Origin of the sequence: Thermoanaerobacterium butyriciformans (assembly GCF_017874545.1) — a bacterium.
Taxonomy (GTDB): domain Bacteria; phylum Bacillota; class Thermoanaerobacteria; order Thermoanaerobacterales; family Thermoanaerobacteraceae; genus Thermoanaerobacterium; species Thermoanaerobacterium butyriciformans.
The window spans coordinates 21,893-40,062 of record NZ_JAGGLT010000033.1 but is presented as its reverse complement, the minus strand read 5'-3'; the positions used below and the strand labels follow the sequence as shown (position 1 = coordinate 40,062).

The following is an 18,170-nucleotide window of genomic DNA, read 5'->3' as shown; positions in this document are numbered from 1 at the left end:
TCTTATTTTTATCGCAAAATCATTGTTATTTTTTGTATCTAATATCTAATTTATGTCATTGTATGCTGCTGGAAATTAGTTTCCGAAATCACTCATTTCATCATCAAACACATTATTTACATAAAACCTCCAGGCCTTACCACCGTCTGAACTATTTGAATAGAAAGGAACCCACTCACGATTATTATACACTATTCTCACTTTTTGGCAACTACTTTTAATTTAAAATTTTGCGACATTTTTCAACAATTTAATACGTCAATATAATGATATTGTTTAATGGTTGTAAAAATATACCTTTTATATTATTGAAATCATAATTACATTTCATCTTGATTGTATATTTTTCAATTATTATAATTTACTTATAAAATGTTTTTACGGGAGAGAGTTATGGATTACATAAAAAGTATACGAAATGTAGGTATTGTCGCAAATATTGATGCAGGAAAGACGACCACAACAGAGCATATACTGTACAAAAGCGGCAAGATAAAAAAACTTGGAAATGTAGATGACGGCACAGCTAAAACAGATTATCTTGCAGTGGAAAGAGAAAGAGGCATATCTGTCGTCGCTGCTGCTACATCTTTCAATTGGAAAAACTGTACCATAAACCTAATAGACACACCAGGTCACATAGACTTCGCATCTGAAGTCGAAAGATCCCTTAGGATATTGGATGGTGCCATTCTCATAATATCTGCGCCAGACGGTGTTACGCCACATACCAATGTCCTCTTTGATGCATTGCAAAAAATGAAGATACCAACACTGATATTTGTAAACAAGATGGATATGCTTAATTTTCCTGTAGAATATGTAGTAGAAAGTATACGAGAAAACTTAACAGATAAAATAATACAAATACAAAAGCCAATATTTGAAAATTATGAATTTAAATGGGCTGAAAACATTTTAAGAAATGACGTATCAGATGATTTAATCGATGTATTATCAAAGTATGACGATGAATTACTTCAAAAGTATTTAAACAATGAAAAAATAGGCATGGAATATATAGATGGAAGGTTAATTAAACTTGTTGAAAATTCTTTAATGTATCCAATTTTATTTGGCTCAGCCCAGAAAGACATAGGAATCAAAGAACTTATGGATGCCATCGTAAAATATCTGCCATCACCAAAAGGTGATATTTCAAAGCCTCTATCTGGCGTAATATTCAAGGTACAAAGAGATAAAGCAATGGGAAAGTTGTCGTATGTAAGGATCTACGATGGACAAATCAGAATCAGAGACCTTGTACACAATTTTTCCAAAGATAAAGATGAAAAAGTCACTCAAATACGGAAAATAAACGCATCATCTTACAGTGACATTGACATATTAAAGGCAGGAGATATCGCTGCCGTATGCGGACTTGATGGACATATCGGCGATATATTAGGCACGCCATCATCTGTGCCACCAGAACACCACATAGCCAATTCTCTTTTAGCTGTAAAGATAAAGCCAAAAAATGATGATGACTACTATAAATTAGTGGAAGCTCTTCAGATATTAGATGAAGAGGACCCCCTTCTTAATTTCAGATGGATTAAAGAGCTAAAAGAGCTGCAAATAAATATAATGGGAACGATTCAAGTAGAAGTTATAAGGCGCATGATCCAGGAGCGCTTTTCAATTAATGTAGAATTTGACAAACCAGGTGTAATTTACAAGGAAACCCCTTCTAAAAGAGGATATGGATTTGTATCGTATACTATGCCAAAACCTTGCTGGGCAGTGGTGAAATTATTAATAGAGCCTAGTGAAAGAGGAAGCGGACTTTCTGTAAAATCAATCGTTAGTGCTGACAAGATTTTACCTCGATACCAGAACGATATTTTAAGAACGCTTCCTGAGGCTCTCCAGCAGGGCTTGTATGGATGGGAAGTCACAGATCTGAAAGTAACACTGGTAGACGGTGAAGACCATGTCATGCACACACATCCTCAGGATTTCGTTGTAGCAACACCAATGGCAATAATGGATGGCCTTTTTAATACGGGCGTTAAACTTTTAGAGCCTATACTTTATTTTAAGATTACAGTTCCTGAAGAATATGCCGGAAAAGTCATAAACGACTTAACACAAATGAGGGGTGTCTTCGATAAAACCACTATAGTCAAAAAAAATGCTATAATAGAAGGGGAAGTGCCATTATCTACCTCTATGGATTATCCTATTAATTTAAGCATAGCAACAAAGGGACATTCACAAATGATTACACGCTTTATACGATATGATACATGTCCTGATGGCTTTATCGCAAAAAGAGAAAGGATAGGCGTAAATCCTCTTGACAGGGCAAAATACATTTTAAGCATAAGAGGTGCAATTTAAAGCAATATCACACAGGATCATTGATAAAAAAACGGCTCTAAGTTGAATGCAGAATTCTTTACATCCAACCTAAGGGCCGTCTTTTTGTATCTATATTTAATTCCCCATAAACATCTTTATGTCGTCTTCCACGTTTGTTATGCCGCCAATGCCGAAGTTTTCAACTAAAACTTTTGCGACATTAGGCGATAAGAATGCTGGAAGTGTCGGTCCTAAGTGAATATTCTTTACCCCCAGGTACAGAAGTGCTAGTAATACTATTACAGCTTTTTGCTCGTACCATGCAATGTTAAATGATATTGGAAGCTCATTTATATCTTCAAGTCCAAATACTTCTTTAAGCTTTAATGCAATCACTGCCAATGAATACGAGTCATTGCACTGTCCTGCATCAAGCACTCTCGGTATGCCATTTATGTCGCCAAGATTTAATTTATTGTATCTGTACTTTGCACATCCTGCTGTCAATATGACCGTATCTTTTGGAAGTTCTTTTGCAAATTCTGTGTAGTATTCTCTTGACTTCATCCTGCCGTCGCAGCCTGCCATTACAAAGAACCTCTTTATAGCTCCAGTCTTTACTGCATCAACTACTTGATTAGCCAAAGCCAATACTTGGTTGTGAGCAAATCCTCCTACTATTTCTCCACTCTCAATTTCAACTGGCGGTTTGCATCTCTTTGCGTGCTCTATTATCTCTGTAAAATCTTTCTTGCCGTCTGGGCCAGCATCAATGTGCTTCACACCTTCAAATCCAACGACGCCTGTCGTGTAAAGTCTGTCTTTGTACGAATCCTTTGGCGGCGTCAAGCAGTTTGTTGTCATTAGTATAGGGCCGTTAAAGCTTTCAAATTCTTTATCCTGCTGCCACCATGCATTGCCGTAATTGCCTGCAAAGTGCGAATACTTCTTAAATGCTGGATAGTAGTGGGCTGGAAGCATTTCACCGTGCGTATATACGTCAACACCTGTTCCCTCTGTCTGCTCCAACAGTTCTTCCAAGTCTTTTAAGTCGTGTCCGCTTATCAATATGCCAGGATTGTTTCTGACGCCGATATTTACCTTTGTAATCTCAGGATTACCGTATGTGGACGTATTTGCTTTGTCTAAAAGCGCCATCACATCGACGCCGTATTTACCAGCCTCTAATGCAAGTGATACATAATCATTTGCACCTAAGCTGTCGTCCAATGTTGCAACTAACGCTTTCTCAATAAACTCTGATATATTAGGATCTTTAAAGCCAAGGTTTGCAGCATGGAATGCGTAAGCAGCCATACCCTTTATACCGTAAGTTATAAGCTCCCTTAATGATCTTATGTCTTCATTTTCAGTAGCAAGTACACCTACTGATAAAGCTTTCTCATCAAATTCGCTTTCATCTTTTGTCCATGTAGCCGCATCATGCAATCCGCTTAACTGTACTCCATTTGCGCTTAATTGGCTCTTTATGGACTCTCTTAAATTCAAGCCTTCTTTGATCTTTCCGACAAAATAATTTTTGTCAAAATTGACATTTGTTATTGTTGAAAACAATCCGTCGATGATGAATGAATCCGTGCTTTCACTGTTTAAACCATGTTTTCTGGCTTCTTTGTTAACAATCGCGATGCCCTTTAGCGTGTATATTAGCAAATCCTGTAGCCTTGCTGTGTCGTCAGTTTTGCCACACACACCTCTTAATGTACAGCCAACGCCTTTTGAAGCTTCTTGACATTGGTAACAAAACATTCCCATATCATTTTCCTCCTTCATTTATTTCAATTCGCCAATGTGCGAATTGTATACAGTATTTCGTACGTTTATTATTATACAATCGTCAATCGATTTTTTCTGTGACAAATATCACAATAGAAAAAAATATGAGGGAAAACACCCTCATATCTTATTTGGACAATATTTCATCTATTTGTTTCAATTCCTCATGGCTGAATTCCAGATTATCAAGCGCCTTTACATTTTCCTCTATCTGGCTTACACGACTTGCGCCAATTATTACAGATGTGACTTTTCTCAAGTCCCATGCCAAAGCCATCTGTGCAATGCTTTGTCCTCTTTTGTCTGCGATTTTTTTCAATTCTCTTACCTTATTTATATTCTCCTCTGTAAGATTGCCTCTCAATGAAGTATTCTTCCTTACGGCTCTTGAATCATCCGGCACTCCATTTAAGTATTTATCAGTAAGTAGCCCCTGTGCCAAAGGACTAAATGCTATGCTGCCAACGCCTTCTTCCTCAAGGACATCTGTAAGTCCGTCTTCTATCCATCTGTTGAACATGGAATAGCTTGGCTGGTTTATTAAAAGCGGTGTCCCAAGCTGTCTTAAGATCTCAGCAGCTTTCTTGGTATCTTCAGCATTATAGTTTGAAATGCCCACGTACAAAGCCTTTCCTTGTCTTACAGCTTGTGCCAGCGCTGACATAGTTTCTTCTAATGGCGTATTTGGATCTCTCCTGTGGGAGTAAAATATGTCAACATAATCTATGCCCATCCTTTTTAAGCTTTGATCTAAACTGGAAAGCAAGTATTTCCTTGAGCCCCAGTCACCATAAGGGCCAGGCCACATGGTGTAACCAGCTTTCGTAGAAATCAATAATTCATCTCTATAGCCTCTTAAGTCTGTCCTTAAAATCTTGCCGAAGTTTTCCTCAGCAGATCCCGGTGGTGGCCCGTAATTGTTTGCCAAATCAAAATGAGTTATGCCAAGGTCAAACGCCCTCTTGACCATCTCTCTCATGTTTTCAAATACATCGTAACCACCAAAATTGTGCCATAGTCCAAGTGAAATTGCAGGAAGCATTATGCCACTTCTTCCGCATCTTCTGTATATCATCTTTTCATATCTGTTTTCGTTTGGTATGTAGCTCATTTTTCTCCCTCCTAAATCGGTTTCTATCTTAATTATATAATAATTATTATTAAAAACAAAATATTAAAAAGTTAATTTAATTTTTGTCAATTTAAAAATATGGTATATTAAATAAGTAAACTATTTGAAGGGGGAACATCAAATGAATTCTATAATGCTTTATATAGGAGCAATTATTGTTGGACTTGCTTTAGGGCTGCAATCGCCGATGAACTCGGCTCTTGGCAAGATAGCTTTGCCAAAAAACTCTGCAGTCTTAAATAATTTAGTTGGACTTATAATATTAGTTGCAATAAGCTTTTCAGACGGCAGTATAAAACAATTTGCAAGTTTATTTAAAGCACCAACATACCTTTTATTTGGGGGAGTATTGGGATCTATCATCGTTTTAGGGTCTATCATACTGATTCCAAAGCTTGGTGCAGCTACTTTTGCATCTATTATAGTCTCAGCTCAAATGATTGCTGCTGTGCTTATCGATAATTTTGGACTATTTGGAGTTGAAAAAACTCCCATCAATTGGTTTAAAGTAATAGGTGTTGCGCTTCTCATAATAGGTGTAAGGTTAATAAAAGCATAAAAAAACCTTATAGATTTTTCTATAAGGTTTTTTCTCAGGTTATCTTCTATAGCCTCTGTTGTTATTGTACTGCTGCTTTCTTGCTTTTCTGCATTCAGGGCATCTTTGAGGCTCATTCTCAAAGCCTTTTTCTTTATAGAAAGCTTGCTCGCCTTCTGTAAAGACGAATTCCTTACCGCAGTCTTTGCATACTAATGTCTTATCAGCCACAACACTTTCCTCCTTTTTAAGATTTATAAGATTTAAACAAACCAAATTCCATCCTAAAAAGGGGAAATGTTGTTAAATCTCTTTTTAACTACGAATTAAAGTATACCACGTTTCATCACAATATGCAATACTTTTATTTATGAAAACCCAATTTTTCTTATTCCTCACTGGTAAAATAGTTCATAAACGCCTTATCAGCGGCGCTTACTTCCATTCCATTAAATACAATGGTCTTTTTGTCACCATCTTCTGATATGAGAGTAAGCTTAGAATCAAATGTTGCAGGTATGTTTTTGCTGGGCTTAAAATAGTACGGTTTATAGCCATCTTTAATAAGTTTCACTGCATAAGAAATCTTATCCATCCGTAAAACCTCCCGTACTATTTATGATACCCACATTTTTAAAAACTATATTTTCTCTGTAGCAGCAATCTGCTCGAATGTTTCATTGCTTTTTTCTAATTTCTTAAAGGCTACAGACAGCATAAGCTTGATTCTATTTAGCTGGTTTACTTCACTGGCACCAGGGTCATAATCAACTGCCACAATATTTGCTTCTTTGTAAAGCTCTCTTAATGCTTTAATGACGCCTTTCCCCGTTATGTGATTTGGAAGACATGCAAAAGGCTGTATGCAAACTATATTTGATATGCCTTCTTTTAATAATTCCACCATTTCTGCAGTAAGGTACCATCCTTCACCTGTTATGTTTCCAAGGGATACTATAGGTGACGCCAACTCCTTTAGCTCATTGAGAGTCTTTGGAGAGATAAATCTTTTGCTTTTCTCTAAAGCCTTTCTCATCTCTTTTCGATAAAATTCAAGTCCTGCTATGCCAATATTTTGCAAAATCTGCCTTATCTTGCTGCCTGATAAATACTTATACTTTTCATTTGCATGATCCAGTATAAACAGCAAAAAATCTATAAGATTCGGCAGTATCACTTCTGCTCCTTCTTTTTCAAGCACATCAACGATGCTGTTGTTTGCAGTAGGATGATACTTAACGAGAATCTCCCCAACAATGCCAACTTTAGGCTTAACCACATTATTGATCTCAAGATTCTCAAAGTCATGGACAATCTGATGGACATTTTTCTTAAACAGCTTCAGATCTCCACTTTTTACAGACTCTATGCACTTTGTCACCCATTTTTCATAAAGCTTATTGGCTGAACCGGGTATTTTCTCATAAGGCCTCACCCTAAGCAGCACATTTTGCAGAAGATCGCCGTACACAAGGCCAATAAAAGCTTTATTCAGAAGCCCCGGCGTTATCTTAAATCCAGGATTCTTCTCCATTCCGACAAAATTCAATGATATGACTGGTATATTTTCAAATCCTGCATCTTTCAAAGCCTTTCTTAAAAACCCTATGTAGTTCGTAGCTCTGCAGCCGCCGCCTGTTTGCGTGATTATGACAGATGTATTGTTTAAATCATACTTGCCAGATTTTAATGCTTCAATAAGCTGCCCAACTACTATTATAGAAGGAAAACACGCATCATTGTTTACATATTTAAGTCCTTCTTCAACAGCCGGTTTATCTACAGATGGAAGGACTTCTAAATTGTACCCTGAAACATTGAAAGCTTCCTGCAAAAACTGGAAATGTATTGGCGACATCTGCGGTGCCAATATCGTATGCCTTTTCCTCATTTCGTCCGTAAACAGTATTCTATTCATGGTATATGATGTTTTGACTCTTTTCTCGTCTTTTCTTTCATTGATAGCAGCTATCAATGACCTTATGCGTATCTTTATGGAGCCTACATTTGTGCCTTCATCTATCTTTATAAGCGTAAATATTTTTTCACGAGAGCTTAAGATTTCCTGCACCTGATCGGATGTGACAGCGTCAATACCGCAGCCAAATGAAGTAAGCTGCACAAGCTCTAAGTTTTCGCTGTCAGCCACAAAGCTTGCCGCCGCATAAAGCCTTGTATGGTACATCCATTGGTCAACTACTCTAAGCTTTCTCTCAAGTTTTCCTAAATGCGCTACAGAGTCCTCCGTCAATACTGCCACACCTAATGATGTTATTATCTCCGGTATGCCATGGTTTATCTCTGGATCTAAGTGGTAGGGCCTGCCTGCAAGGACTATTCCTCTTTTTCCCGTATCTCGCAGATATTTTAAGACTTCTTCGCCTTTTCTTTCGATATCTTCTTTTACCCTTTTATCTTCATCAAAAGCTTCTTTTAAGGCATTTTCCACTTCACCTTTTGATACGCCGAAAACTCTCAGTTCTTCGTAAAGCCTTTTGGCAAGCTTCTCTTTGTCATCCAATGCCAAAAATGGATTCATGAATAAAATATCTTTTTCCTTAAGCACATCCATGTTATTTCTAATTACTTCAGCGTACGATGATACAATGGGGCAGTTGTAATGATTGTCTGCATCTTCAAATACATTCTGCTCAACAGGTATGCATGGATAAAATATCGTCTTTATGCCTTTATTTATTAAGTTGATTATGTGTCCATGGACGATTTTCGCCGGATAGCATGCGGAATCTGACGGTATAGTATCCATGCCTGATTCATAAAGCCTTTTTGACGACCTGTCAGACAATATAACCCTGAATCCAAGCCTTGTAAAAAATGTAAACCACAGAGGATAGTTTTCGTACATGTTTAAAACTCTCGGTATGCCAATGGTACCTCTATACGCCTCGTCTTCACTTAATGGCTTGTATCCAAATATTTTTTTGTACTTGTAGTCGTAAAGATTTGGTATGTCATTGTTAGTTATCTCTTTTCCTGCTCCTCTTTCACAGCGGTTTCCAGATACAAATACTCTACCGTCATTGAATTTATTTATAGTTAAAAGGCATCTGTTTGTGCATTTATTGCACCTGCCGCTTGACACTTCTGCGGTAAAGCTTTCGAGCTTGTCTTTCGTAAATATTGTACTTATACCGCCACTGTACCTTTCCTTTGCGATAAGTGCTGCACCGTATGCACCCATTAGCCCTGCTATCTGAGGCCTTACGGCATTTCTACCTGTAATAAGCTCGAAGCTTCTCAATATGGCATCGTTAAGGAATGTGCCACCTTGAACGATTATCTTTTCTCCCAGCTCTTTCGGATCTCTTATCTTTATGACCTTGTATAAGGCATTTTTTATGACAGAATACGAAAGACCTGCAGAAATATCACCTAACGATGCCCCTTCCTTCTGTGCCTGCTTTACCCTTGAATTCATAAAGACAGTGCAACGAGAACCTAAATCGACTGGGTTTTGAGCTTTTAGAGCAGCTTCAGTAAACTCATCAATTGACATGTTGAGAGACGACGCGAATGTCTCCAAAAACGAACCGCAACCCGATGAACATGCTTCATTTAGCATTATACTGTCGATTATGCCATCTCTTATCCTTATGCACTTCATATCCTGCCCGCCTATATCAAGTATGAAGTCAACACCAGGTAAAAAGTGCTCTGATGCCTTGTAATGAGCAATCGTTTCGATCTCACCTATATCCACCATCAAAGCTGCTTTAATAAGGTTTTCGCCGTATCCTGTGACAGTAGAATTGGCTATATATGCGCCATCTGGCATCTTCTCGTATATGTCTAACAGCACTTTTATGACAGAGTTTAGCGGATTTCCTTCGTTACTGCCGTAATAAGAATAGACTATCGCACCGTCTTCATCTATAAGTACAAGCTTTGTTGTAGTAGAACCTGCATCTATTCCTAAGAAAAGACCACCTCTAGCATCTTTTATATCTTTCTTCAAGACATCAATGCCTTTGTGCCTTTCCTTAAACTCCTTGTACTCATCTTCGTCTGCAAAAAGCGGTCTTAATCTCTCCACATCATTTTTCACTTTGTATGGAAGCGTATGTACTTTATCTCTTAGGTCTTTTAATGTAGTTATTTCATCATTATTTGCAGATAATGCTGCACCTATGGCAACTGCTAATTGAGAATTTTCAGGAATGATGACTTCTTCATCTTTTAAATTCAATGTTTCTATAAATCTCTTTCTTAATTCCGGAAGAAAATATAAAGGCCCACCTAAAAATGCCACATTGCCCTTTATAGGCCTGCCACAGGCAAGACCACTTATGGTCTGGTTTACAACCGCTTGAAAAATTGATGCCGCTATGTCTTCCCTTGCAGTGCCTTCATTTAAAAGAGGCTGAATGTCTGTCTTTGCAAAAACGCCACACCTTGCAGCTATAGGGTATATGACTTTGTAATTCTTGGCAAGCTCATTTAGGCCTTGTGCATCAGTCTTTAAAAGCGATGCCATCTGGTCTATAAAAGCACCTGTGCCACCTGCACAACTGCTATTCATCCGCTGTTCGATAGTACCGTCAAAGTATGTAATCTTGGCATCCTCGCCGCCTAGCTCTATGACCACATCTACCTCAGGGAAAAACCTCTCAACAGTCTTTGTACCTGCGATTACTTCCTGCACAAACGGCATATTAAGCCACTCAGACACCGCCATACCGCCAGAACCTGTTACAGCAGCGGATACAACAAGGTCACCAAATTTAGAATACGCGTCATCTATCAAGTTTACAATAGTATCCTTTATGTTAGATAAGTGCCGCTCATATCTACTATAGATTATCTCATCATTTTCATTTAAGATAACTATTTTGGCCGTAGTAGAACCTACATCGATTCCTAAATAGTGCAAATTTCTATTCACTTCAATTTCTCCTTCAAATATACGTATTGTAATTATTATATAATAGATAGATTTACTTTTGAATACTTCCTAAAAATTATGTTAGCACTATTTAGTTTAAAAACAAAATTCCTATTTACGCATTAATCCAGGCTGTATCTAAAGCCCAACTCTACTGTCTTTCTTAAATAATATCCATTTTCACCTGATTGAAAAACATTAAACCCAGACTTATTTAAAAGCCCTACCGTAAATATATTGGCTTTCATTTCTATCGTCGCAGTACCGCTTGCCTCGATTTCCTTTGAAGGAAAGACACCTGTTGTAGAAATCGCAGCCGCATGTGGATTTTTCAACTGCCAATCGCCATCATCAGCTTTCTCCCAATACGTCTTATCAATGCTTTTTATCTGTCTTAAGCTATCGGAACAAACCGTCAAAACCACGTAAAGCCTCACTACAGCAGGATAATCTTTGCGCTCTTTGTAAATTGTAACTTTTGATGCTTTATTGGTAAAACCTGATACGTTTAAAGGCTCTTCTTTTACGCCATAAGCTTCAATGAATTTTCCGTTGTCTTTGTCATAAACTTCAATCCTTGAAAATCCATCAGAATCCAACTTTGACTCAGATATATTGATATTATCTCGTGACACATCTATATGGCCATATTTCAATTTGATTGTCTTTGCCGGCATATTATCAACGTTTGTACTTTCAGTATCTTTCTGTGTATTGACATTTGATAAATCAAAAGCTATGATGACAAACAAAACCACAGCAATAAATGACAAAACATATATCATTTTTCTCAATCATACCACCACCAAATATATATTGCCAATATAAAGACCCTCTACATAAAGTGGAAGGCCTTTATATGTTTATCTTCGAATTGTTTTTACTTTAGTCTAACCGTAAAATCGCCTGATATGGGAGAGCCAATCTGTGGACCATCATTTACAAAAGAAATGTAGTAATTATATGCAGGATCCAAATTGTAAAATCTTGTTGTCCACCAGCCAGCATTAGAATCTGTTGAAAATTGATCTGAGCTCATTACAAATTTATTCGTACCGGCTTGATAAACATTAATGTGCCATAACACATTAGCAGGATAGTCGGCTTTTACATTCCAGTCTACATATAGCTGTGTAGAACCATTTGTGAAAAAATAGTAGTTTGAAAAAATTTCAGTGTTAACTCCACTGAAAGCACCGCCATAAGGTAGATTTGTTCCCTTTATTGGCCGACTAAGGGACATAGGATTTACATCAGCATCTAAAGAAGCTGCTTTTTGTGATGTCATCTTGGTGGTTTCAGAAGCTGGTTTAGCATTTTCTTCATTTGAAATAGTTATTTGGTTACTGATTACATCCACATTCAAAGGAACTTGCCTCGGAGATGTCATTTTTGTCGTCTCAGACGATGGTTCAAAATTTTCTACATTTGGGGCGGAAATTTGTTTACTACCTGTATCCACATTTCCTCCTCTTGAAGCAAATGAAATTCCACTTAAACTTAAACTTAAGATGAGTATCAAGATTAAACATATTGACATTCGGATTGATTTTCTGTTCATTTTAATTCCACCTCCTTTCGGTATTAAAGTATTTTGTAAATATTATCAGCCAATTTTTGGCTTTATTATATGCTTATTTCATGACTATGTCAATTGACTAAAAGTATTAATTTCTTTAGTACGAAAGTACTAAGATGAAATGAACAATAAAGTATTAATGCTAATAACTTATATTTTCCCGACCTGGAAAGTACATCAAATCTGCATTAAATTCTTTGTACAGATTTTTACCTTTCACATCCATCGAAGATGCAACTTTTTTATCAGGACCAATTACATCCCACGTATCATCGCTTTTTAGATGTATTGCACCTAATAGCTTATTATCTTTAAATGCGCATATTAAAGGCTCTACATTTGTATCTGTGCTGACAGGAAGGTTTAAAATCAATACATCTTTGTACTTTCCAATAGGCGTTATATCTTTAGAATAGTCAGGTTTAAAGCTTCCTTCTTTCACAATACTTCTACATTCTTTCGCAACATCATCAAGTAAAGTTGCCTTTTTTGTCTTAAGATCGACTTCACCTAATGTTTTGAAACATTGGATGTAGTATTTAGAACCTACAAGCATTGTATTATTTGGACCAAGTGTATAAACAACGCCACCGCCTGGAAGCCTTATCTCATCCCAGCTTATCTTGTCAATGTTGTCTACATTGCACTTGGCAATATATATATTGGAATGTGTCTCAAATGGATAATCAAAGATAAATGTTATATTACCTGTTTTGCTGTCATAATCTATAAAGCAGAGACGATCATATTCACCTACTGTAATGTCATTGCCTTTGTCATCCTTCGTTTTATACAGAAATGGTACATTTTTTTCCATTACATCGCTGCCATTGTGTAAGTATAATGTATAGTTTTTTACTTTTTTAATTGGTTCAGGATTGTCATCCAAATTCTCTTTAGCTTCAATGTCCTTGCCGTATACCGTAGCAATATCATTGCTTTTAACAATCTCTGCTTTGTCTTTATATTCATCTGTTGGATAAGAAGTCTTCCTCAATACTATCCTGCCATCTCCATCCCAAAATAAAGGTGTGACAAAATTGGGGTCTTCTGAGATATAGACCGTCTTTTCAGTTAAATTTACTTTAGCGTTATTCAAATCCCAATAAGCTAACATTGCCGAATGTTTATTATCTGGCTCATTTGTATATATCAAAAAAGGTATTTTTATCTCTTCAATGTCGCTCTTAGGTCTTTCTTTTTCTGTAACTTTAGTACTATCTACAGTATAACAACCTGTAGCAATAAATATAAGTGCAAAGACCATCAAAAAAAACTTTTTCATAAAGAACAAAAACTCCTTCCTTAAAAATTCATACAAAGAAGAAGCAACATAAGCTTCTTCTTTATATGAATTAAACACTCATTAATCTTAATTCCATAGAACATAATATTCATAGCCTGATACATTTGCGTAATTTACCTGATTCCTATCATTTGTATGTCCACTAAATTGCCTTGTTAAGGAGATTTCCAATTGATGATAAAGACAAGCGACAAAAGCAAAAGATTTAAAACCAGTACAACCAAAATGATAGATAATAACCATCTGAAGAATTTATCCAAACCCATTCACCTCAGTTCTTCCAGACATCGCCGTTTCGAGTAACGCTTACTCTTAGATCAACATACTCATCTTGTACTCTGAAAAAAGCGTTTTTCCAAATCTTTTAATTTAGACCTTAAAATGCTTTCATCCATATGTTTTGTCTCAGCTATCTCGTTAAATGTCATTAAAGACATGTCTATACCCCAATGCATTTTTAATAATTCTTTTTCTTCCTCAGAAAATTCTTTTGTTATCTCAACAAAATTTTCTTTGATAAATTTCAACAAGTTTTCAAATCTATCCTTTTCATATGGTTCTATTGGCTGTTCATCTTCAGTTATAACTATATTTTCTGATTCAATACCATTTTCTATTTTTTGAAGCATTACTTTTTTCCTTCCACAACCCTTAATCACAACTATACACCGCCTACATTTCTTTATGGCCAAATATGTATTTGACCTTATATCTTTTTTAGGTTCTTTGTAAAAATTGCACTCCGTTCAATAATCCTTTTTTCAATTTCCAGCACTAATCTTCTATTTACCTTTTTTAAACCAATTATGCAAAAAAGAAAACAATTTATATAGAAAATATAATATTATTATAGTCTGAACTAAATTAACTGTGGTAAATATAATAGTCACAATGTTCATTGATGACATTAATGCAGCCCTCTTTTAAGGATTTGTAAAAGTATTATATCAAGTCCATCTTTGTCGCTTTATATATACAGTCTTTTACATTTTTCACGTTTAATTTTTCAAAAATCTTACTCTTGTGGTATTTTACATTGCTTATTGACCTATTAATCATTTTTGCAATCTCTTCATCTGTCTTTCCTTCCACTGTCAGTTTTAAAATTTTTAGCTCTACTTCTTCCAATTTTTCCTTTATCATTTCTTTTTTAAGCAATATAAAATTGTATTCTGTATATTTTGCCATCAAAAACGCCGTAATCACACATTCATCAGATAATCCACATTCAGATGATATGTCTACTGTTCCTATTAATTGACAAGTATTGTCAAAGACAGGTACAGCTATGCAGTCTATCTCCCTGAGGCACTTAAGATAATGTTCATTCTTTTTGACAAATGCAGTTTCTCCTTCATTTAAAGCGATCGATACTGCATTTATTCCTGCAAATTCTTCTTTCAACTGAACACCTATATTTAAATGAGGAAAACTACTTTTGTTAGGCGCAATCAAATCTATTATGACGCCATTTTCATCTGTCAATAGATATGTATAATTTTTAAATTGGCCATCAATCTTAGATATTTCATGAATGCTTTTTCTAAAGGCTTTAATTAGCAACTTCTTCTCATCGGAAATGTAAAGATCTGATACAAGCATAAACGGTTTTGTGTCTTGATTAAGACCTCTTCTTGTACATCTTCTCCATGCTTCATCAAAAAAATATTTATGGGTATCATATTTTATGACTTCATACTCCATCTTGATCTCCCTTATTACAATAAAGTTAAAATATTAACAACTTCTAAAATGTGCCAAATTTATTTTTGTATTTTTTCTATAATCATATTTCTATAAAAATTTTTAAATTCCTTTTTATGTAACCAAAACTTAACATTTCTTAATAAATTCTTAATGTTTTTAATAAATTTTTTAATTTTTCTTATCAATAATAAACAAAGGACAGATTAATATCTGCCCTCCGGGAATAAGCATTAATTGCTACCATATCTGATTATTCAATTTTATTTGCAACATTATTAATATAGTTCGCCATAAAAGATACTTTTCTAATTCCTCTTTGAATTATAAAGCCCAATATTAATCCAATAATATTCAATATAACATCATTAACATCAGATGTATGATTGGGATACTTTGTTAAATAATCAATAATAAATTGAGCAATTTCTATGAATATTGAAAAATACAAACCCAACAATAACGTAAATTAAATTTGTTCATATTTCTATATATTATCGGCACAAAAAAGCCAAACGGAATAAAAAGTATAATATTCCCAACCACATTTTTTATAACTATATTAATTGGTTGTAATCTCATAAGAATTATTATATCTTTCATAGGAACAATATTTACATTTGGAGTATAATTAGGCATAGGTGGATAAAATGTAATCGGGAAAAACACTACACTTATTAATTCAATTGCATAAATAATAAACCCTGTTATAAATGTAACCATAACAATATTTTTTGTCAACTTAAATTGTTTTATAATAAGAGGAATGAAGAAAATAAACAAAATAACTTTTAACCCTATCGGAAAATTCATTCCCAAAATAATTCATCTCCTGAATATAACGTGAAATCATATTCCATTGATTTTTCATATGCAAATACCTGGCTGCATAATATTAATACTATTAATGCTGAAATTAACTCCGAAACAAACTTTTTATTATTAAAAATACATATCATAGTACATCTTCTCTCCTTATACTCTTATTTTTACTTTTAATAATATTTTTACTTTGTACATAGTATCTCTACATCTTTTAAAGCTCATCAATCAAATTCTTACATCCGAGAACTTACCGGTAACTCTCTTGACTTCATAATATATCCACTTCATAAATATGTCAACTGACTAAAAGTACTAATTTTTTTAGTACGAAAGTACTAAGATGGTACTTGTCGCATGAAAAAAGTTGTAATAAACTTCTTCTTATAATAAAATAGATGCGTAATAAATAATTTTTTATTAAAAAACTTGTAAAATAATAGTCTTTATCCTCATAAAAAAACACTGTATTAATAGGGAAAAGAGACAAAAAAGAATGTACAAAAACACGCAAATATAAAAAGATTATTAAGGGAGACGTTTTTATTTATGAAAATTAGATCTTTTTTAATATTTGTTTCGATATTATCGATTATTATTGTTTTTGCAGGATGTAATTTGAGCCAAAAAATTACAACAACTAATCCTTTAAAAATTACTCAAAATGATAAAAAAATTATATTAAATTATCTGGACACAAAAACAAATGACATTGCTTATCCAAATAAAGAAAAAATGTATAGTGCATTCGAGCTTTTAGGGACAGACAAAGACAAAATTTACATCTGGTTAGTTAAAGAAGAATATATAAAGACAGGAACTAATCTTGAAAGGGGGCAAGGTGTATCATTACCTGTAGTTCTAAAAATTAAAAAAAACAGTAAAGGCATTTCAATTATCAGCCATGACTTTCCTAAAGATGGAGTAAACTATAATAAAGATGTAAAAAAATTATTTCCGGCTAATATTAGATTCCCAAATAATGAAGAAATCAAAAATCTTGTAAAAGTTACTGAAACTCGGGCAGAAGAAGATTTGAAAAATAGCCCTATAAAATAGCCGGATATAAGAATATTTTCTTATGTCCGACTATTTTGGAATATATAACTATATAGTCATTATTTTTAAATACACATATTAGCAGTATATAGATCTGAGGCTTAAGCGTCATCATAGCCTAGAAAAAATTTTTTCACTTGTTTTTTTGCTTGTCACTTTTATACCTTTTCCAATTTATAAAAGTATTTATAGATAAAACTATAACAAGTAAGAGCAATAGCCAATTTGTTGTTGTAAGTGATTTATTTAATTCGTGTATTGATTGGTTTACTGAATTAACCGTTAAAAAAATATTACTAGCTATATTCCCAATTTCTGATTGTATATTATTTAAAATTGAAGTATAATCCGGCATAACTAATCCTCCGTTTCAATATTTTTTAATATAGAATCCTCCTACCTATTATTTTACTATTAATATAAGCTGTAACGGTATCCCAACGATATGCTTTTTCTTAAATAAAATGTACTGCCCTGTGTAGATGAAATGCTAAATCCAGCGCCCTTTAAAAAATCAATTGAAAAGCTTCCGGTTGTAGATTCAGTTGTTGTTACCGTAGATTCCTGCTCTAGATGATGTAAACATCATATCTTTACTTCCATAATCTCCAGATGAAAACGCGATAATAAAAATCTATTCTTAAATGCTTTTTAATTATCTCCTAAAACCAAATCACATAAATATGGTAGAATGTTCTCTCTTCTATAGCACTCGAAAAGAAAATTTAGTTCATTTTTTCTTTTAGGTAAACGTCTATTAAACTCTTCAATAAATTCTTTTTTACTTAAATTATTTTCAATGCTTTTATTAAATGCCCACTTTAATAATCCTTCAAGTTCTTGTATTTCATAAGCTGTATATTTATTGAGGAGAGCATATGTGCTGAAATTTTTTGCAAGTGGTTCTCCTTTTTCAGAAGCTACGCGAAGCAATGCATCGGTTAATAATCTGTTTTGTGATTCTAATTCCAGCACTCTCTGTTCTAACTCCAGCACTCTCTGTTCTAAGCTATCCATAAAGTT

Annotated in this window: 14 protein-coding genes and 1 pseudogene; 3 read left to right on the top strand and 12 right to left on the bottom strand. The window is 34.5% G+C overall.

What is annotated here, in order from left to right; translation table 11 throughout:
• Positions 1-393: 393 nt before the first annotated feature.
• Positions 394-2,346 carry an elongation factor G gene (locus J2Z80_RS12785; protein WP_209454726.1) on the top strand — a complete coding sequence of 651 codons (1,953 nt, stop codon included), beginning with the start codon at positions 394-396 and terminating at the stop codon, positions 2,344-2,346.
• A 96-nt stretch (positions 2,347-2,442) separates the two neighbouring features.
• On the opposite strand, the gene hcp is transcribed toward J2Z80_RS12785, so the two are convergent.
• Together hcp and mgrA are read right to left on the bottom strand one after the other, a co-directional pair.
• Positions 2,443-4,083 carry a hydroxylamine reductase gene (gene hcp / locus J2Z80_RS12780; protein WP_209454725.1) on the bottom strand — a complete coding sequence of 547 codons (1,641 nt, stop codon included), beginning with the start codon at positions 4,081-4,083 and terminating at the stop codon, positions 2,443-2,445.
• A 148-nt stretch (positions 4,084-4,231) separates the two neighbouring features.
• Positions 4,232-5,215, bottom strand: a complete 984-nt coding sequence (gene mgrA, locus J2Z80_RS12775) for an L-glyceraldehyde 3-phosphate reductase (protein ID WP_209454724.1) — start codon at positions 5,213-5,215, stop codon at positions 4,232-4,234.
• Positions 5,216-5,357: 142 nt separating this feature from the next.
• Between mgrA and J2Z80_RS12770 the strand changes: the two genes are divergently transcribed.
• On the top strand, positions 5,358-5,795 hold the full coding sequence (locus J2Z80_RS12770) for a DMT family transporter (RefSeq protein ID WP_209454723.1): 438 nt from the start codon (positions 5,358-5,360) through the stop codon (positions 5,793-5,795).
• A 39-nt stretch (positions 5,796-5,834) separates the two neighbouring features.
• On the opposite strand, the gene J2Z80_RS12765 is transcribed toward J2Z80_RS12770, so the two are convergent.
• The 9 genes and pseudogenes from J2Z80_RS12765 to J2Z80_RS15405 form a co-directional block, all read right to left on the bottom strand.
• Positions 5,835-6,005 (bottom strand): zinc-ribbon domain-containing protein, encoded by a 171-nt coding sequence (locus tag J2Z80_RS12765; RefSeq protein ID WP_085113419.1) that lies wholly within the window; start codon positions 6,003-6,005, stop codon positions 5,835-5,837.
• Positions 6,006-6,162: 157 nt separating this feature from the next.
• Positions 6,163-6,369: an XkdF gene (locus J2Z80_RS12760; RefSeq protein WP_209454722.1), complete on the bottom strand. Its 207-nt coding sequence runs from the start codon at positions 6,367-6,369 to the stop codon at positions 6,163-6,165.
• Positions 6,370-6,414: 45 nt separating this feature from the next.
• On the bottom strand, positions 6,415-10,677 hold the full coding sequence (locus J2Z80_RS12755; RefSeq protein ID WP_209454721.1) for an acyl-CoA dehydratase activase-related protein: 4,263 nt from the start codon (positions 10,675-10,677) through the stop codon (positions 6,415-6,417).
• Positions 10,678-10,799: 122 nt separating this feature from the next.
• On the bottom strand, positions 10,800-11,462 hold the full coding sequence (locus tag J2Z80_RS12750; protein WP_245301333.1) for a hypothetical protein: 663 nt from the start codon (positions 11,460-11,462) through the stop codon (positions 10,800-10,802).
• A gap of 95 nt (positions 11,463-11,557) precedes the next feature.
• Positions 11,558-12,238, bottom strand: a complete 681-nt coding sequence (locus tag J2Z80_RS12745; protein ID WP_209454719.1) for a hypothetical protein — start codon at positions 12,236-12,238, stop codon at positions 11,558-11,560.
• Positions 12,239-12,398: 160 nt separating this feature from the next.
• The gene (locus J2Z80_RS12740) at positions 12,399-13,541 is read right to left on the bottom strand and encodes a hypothetical protein (protein WP_209454718.1); all 1,143 of its coding nucleotides are present in this window, start codon (positions 13,539-13,541) and stop codon (positions 12,399-12,401) included.
• A 347-nt stretch (positions 13,542-13,888) separates the two neighbouring features.
• Positions 13,889-14,221, bottom strand: coding sequence for a hypothetical protein (locus J2Z80_RS12735; protein WP_209454717.1), 333 nt, complete (start codon positions 14,219-14,221; stop codon positions 13,889-13,891).
• Between the two features lie 283 nt (positions 14,222-14,504).
• Positions 14,505-15,266, bottom strand: coding sequence for a LuxR family transcriptional regulator (locus J2Z80_RS12730; protein WP_209454716.1), 762 nt, complete (start codon positions 15,264-15,266; stop codon positions 14,505-14,507).
• Positions 15,267-15,519: 253 nt separating this feature from the next.
• Positions 15,520-15,989, bottom strand: a pseudogene (locus tag J2Z80_RS15405) (VanZ family protein).
• Positions 15,990-16,637: 648 nt separating this feature from the next.
• On the opposite strand from J2Z80_RS15405, the gene J2Z80_RS12715 reads away from it, so the two are divergent.
• Positions 16,638-17,147, top strand: coding sequence for a hypothetical protein (locus J2Z80_RS12715; protein ID WP_150200977.1), 510 nt, complete (start codon positions 16,638-16,640; stop codon positions 17,145-17,147).
• A 651-nt stretch (positions 17,148-17,798) separates the two neighbouring features.
• Here J2Z80_RS12715 and J2Z80_RS12710 read toward each other — a convergent pair.
• On the bottom strand, positions 17,799-18,164 hold the full coding sequence (locus J2Z80_RS12710; RefSeq protein ID WP_209454713.1) for a hypothetical protein: 366 nt from the start codon (positions 18,162-18,164) through the stop codon (positions 17,799-17,801).
• Positions 18,165-18,170: the final 6 nt, after the last annotated feature.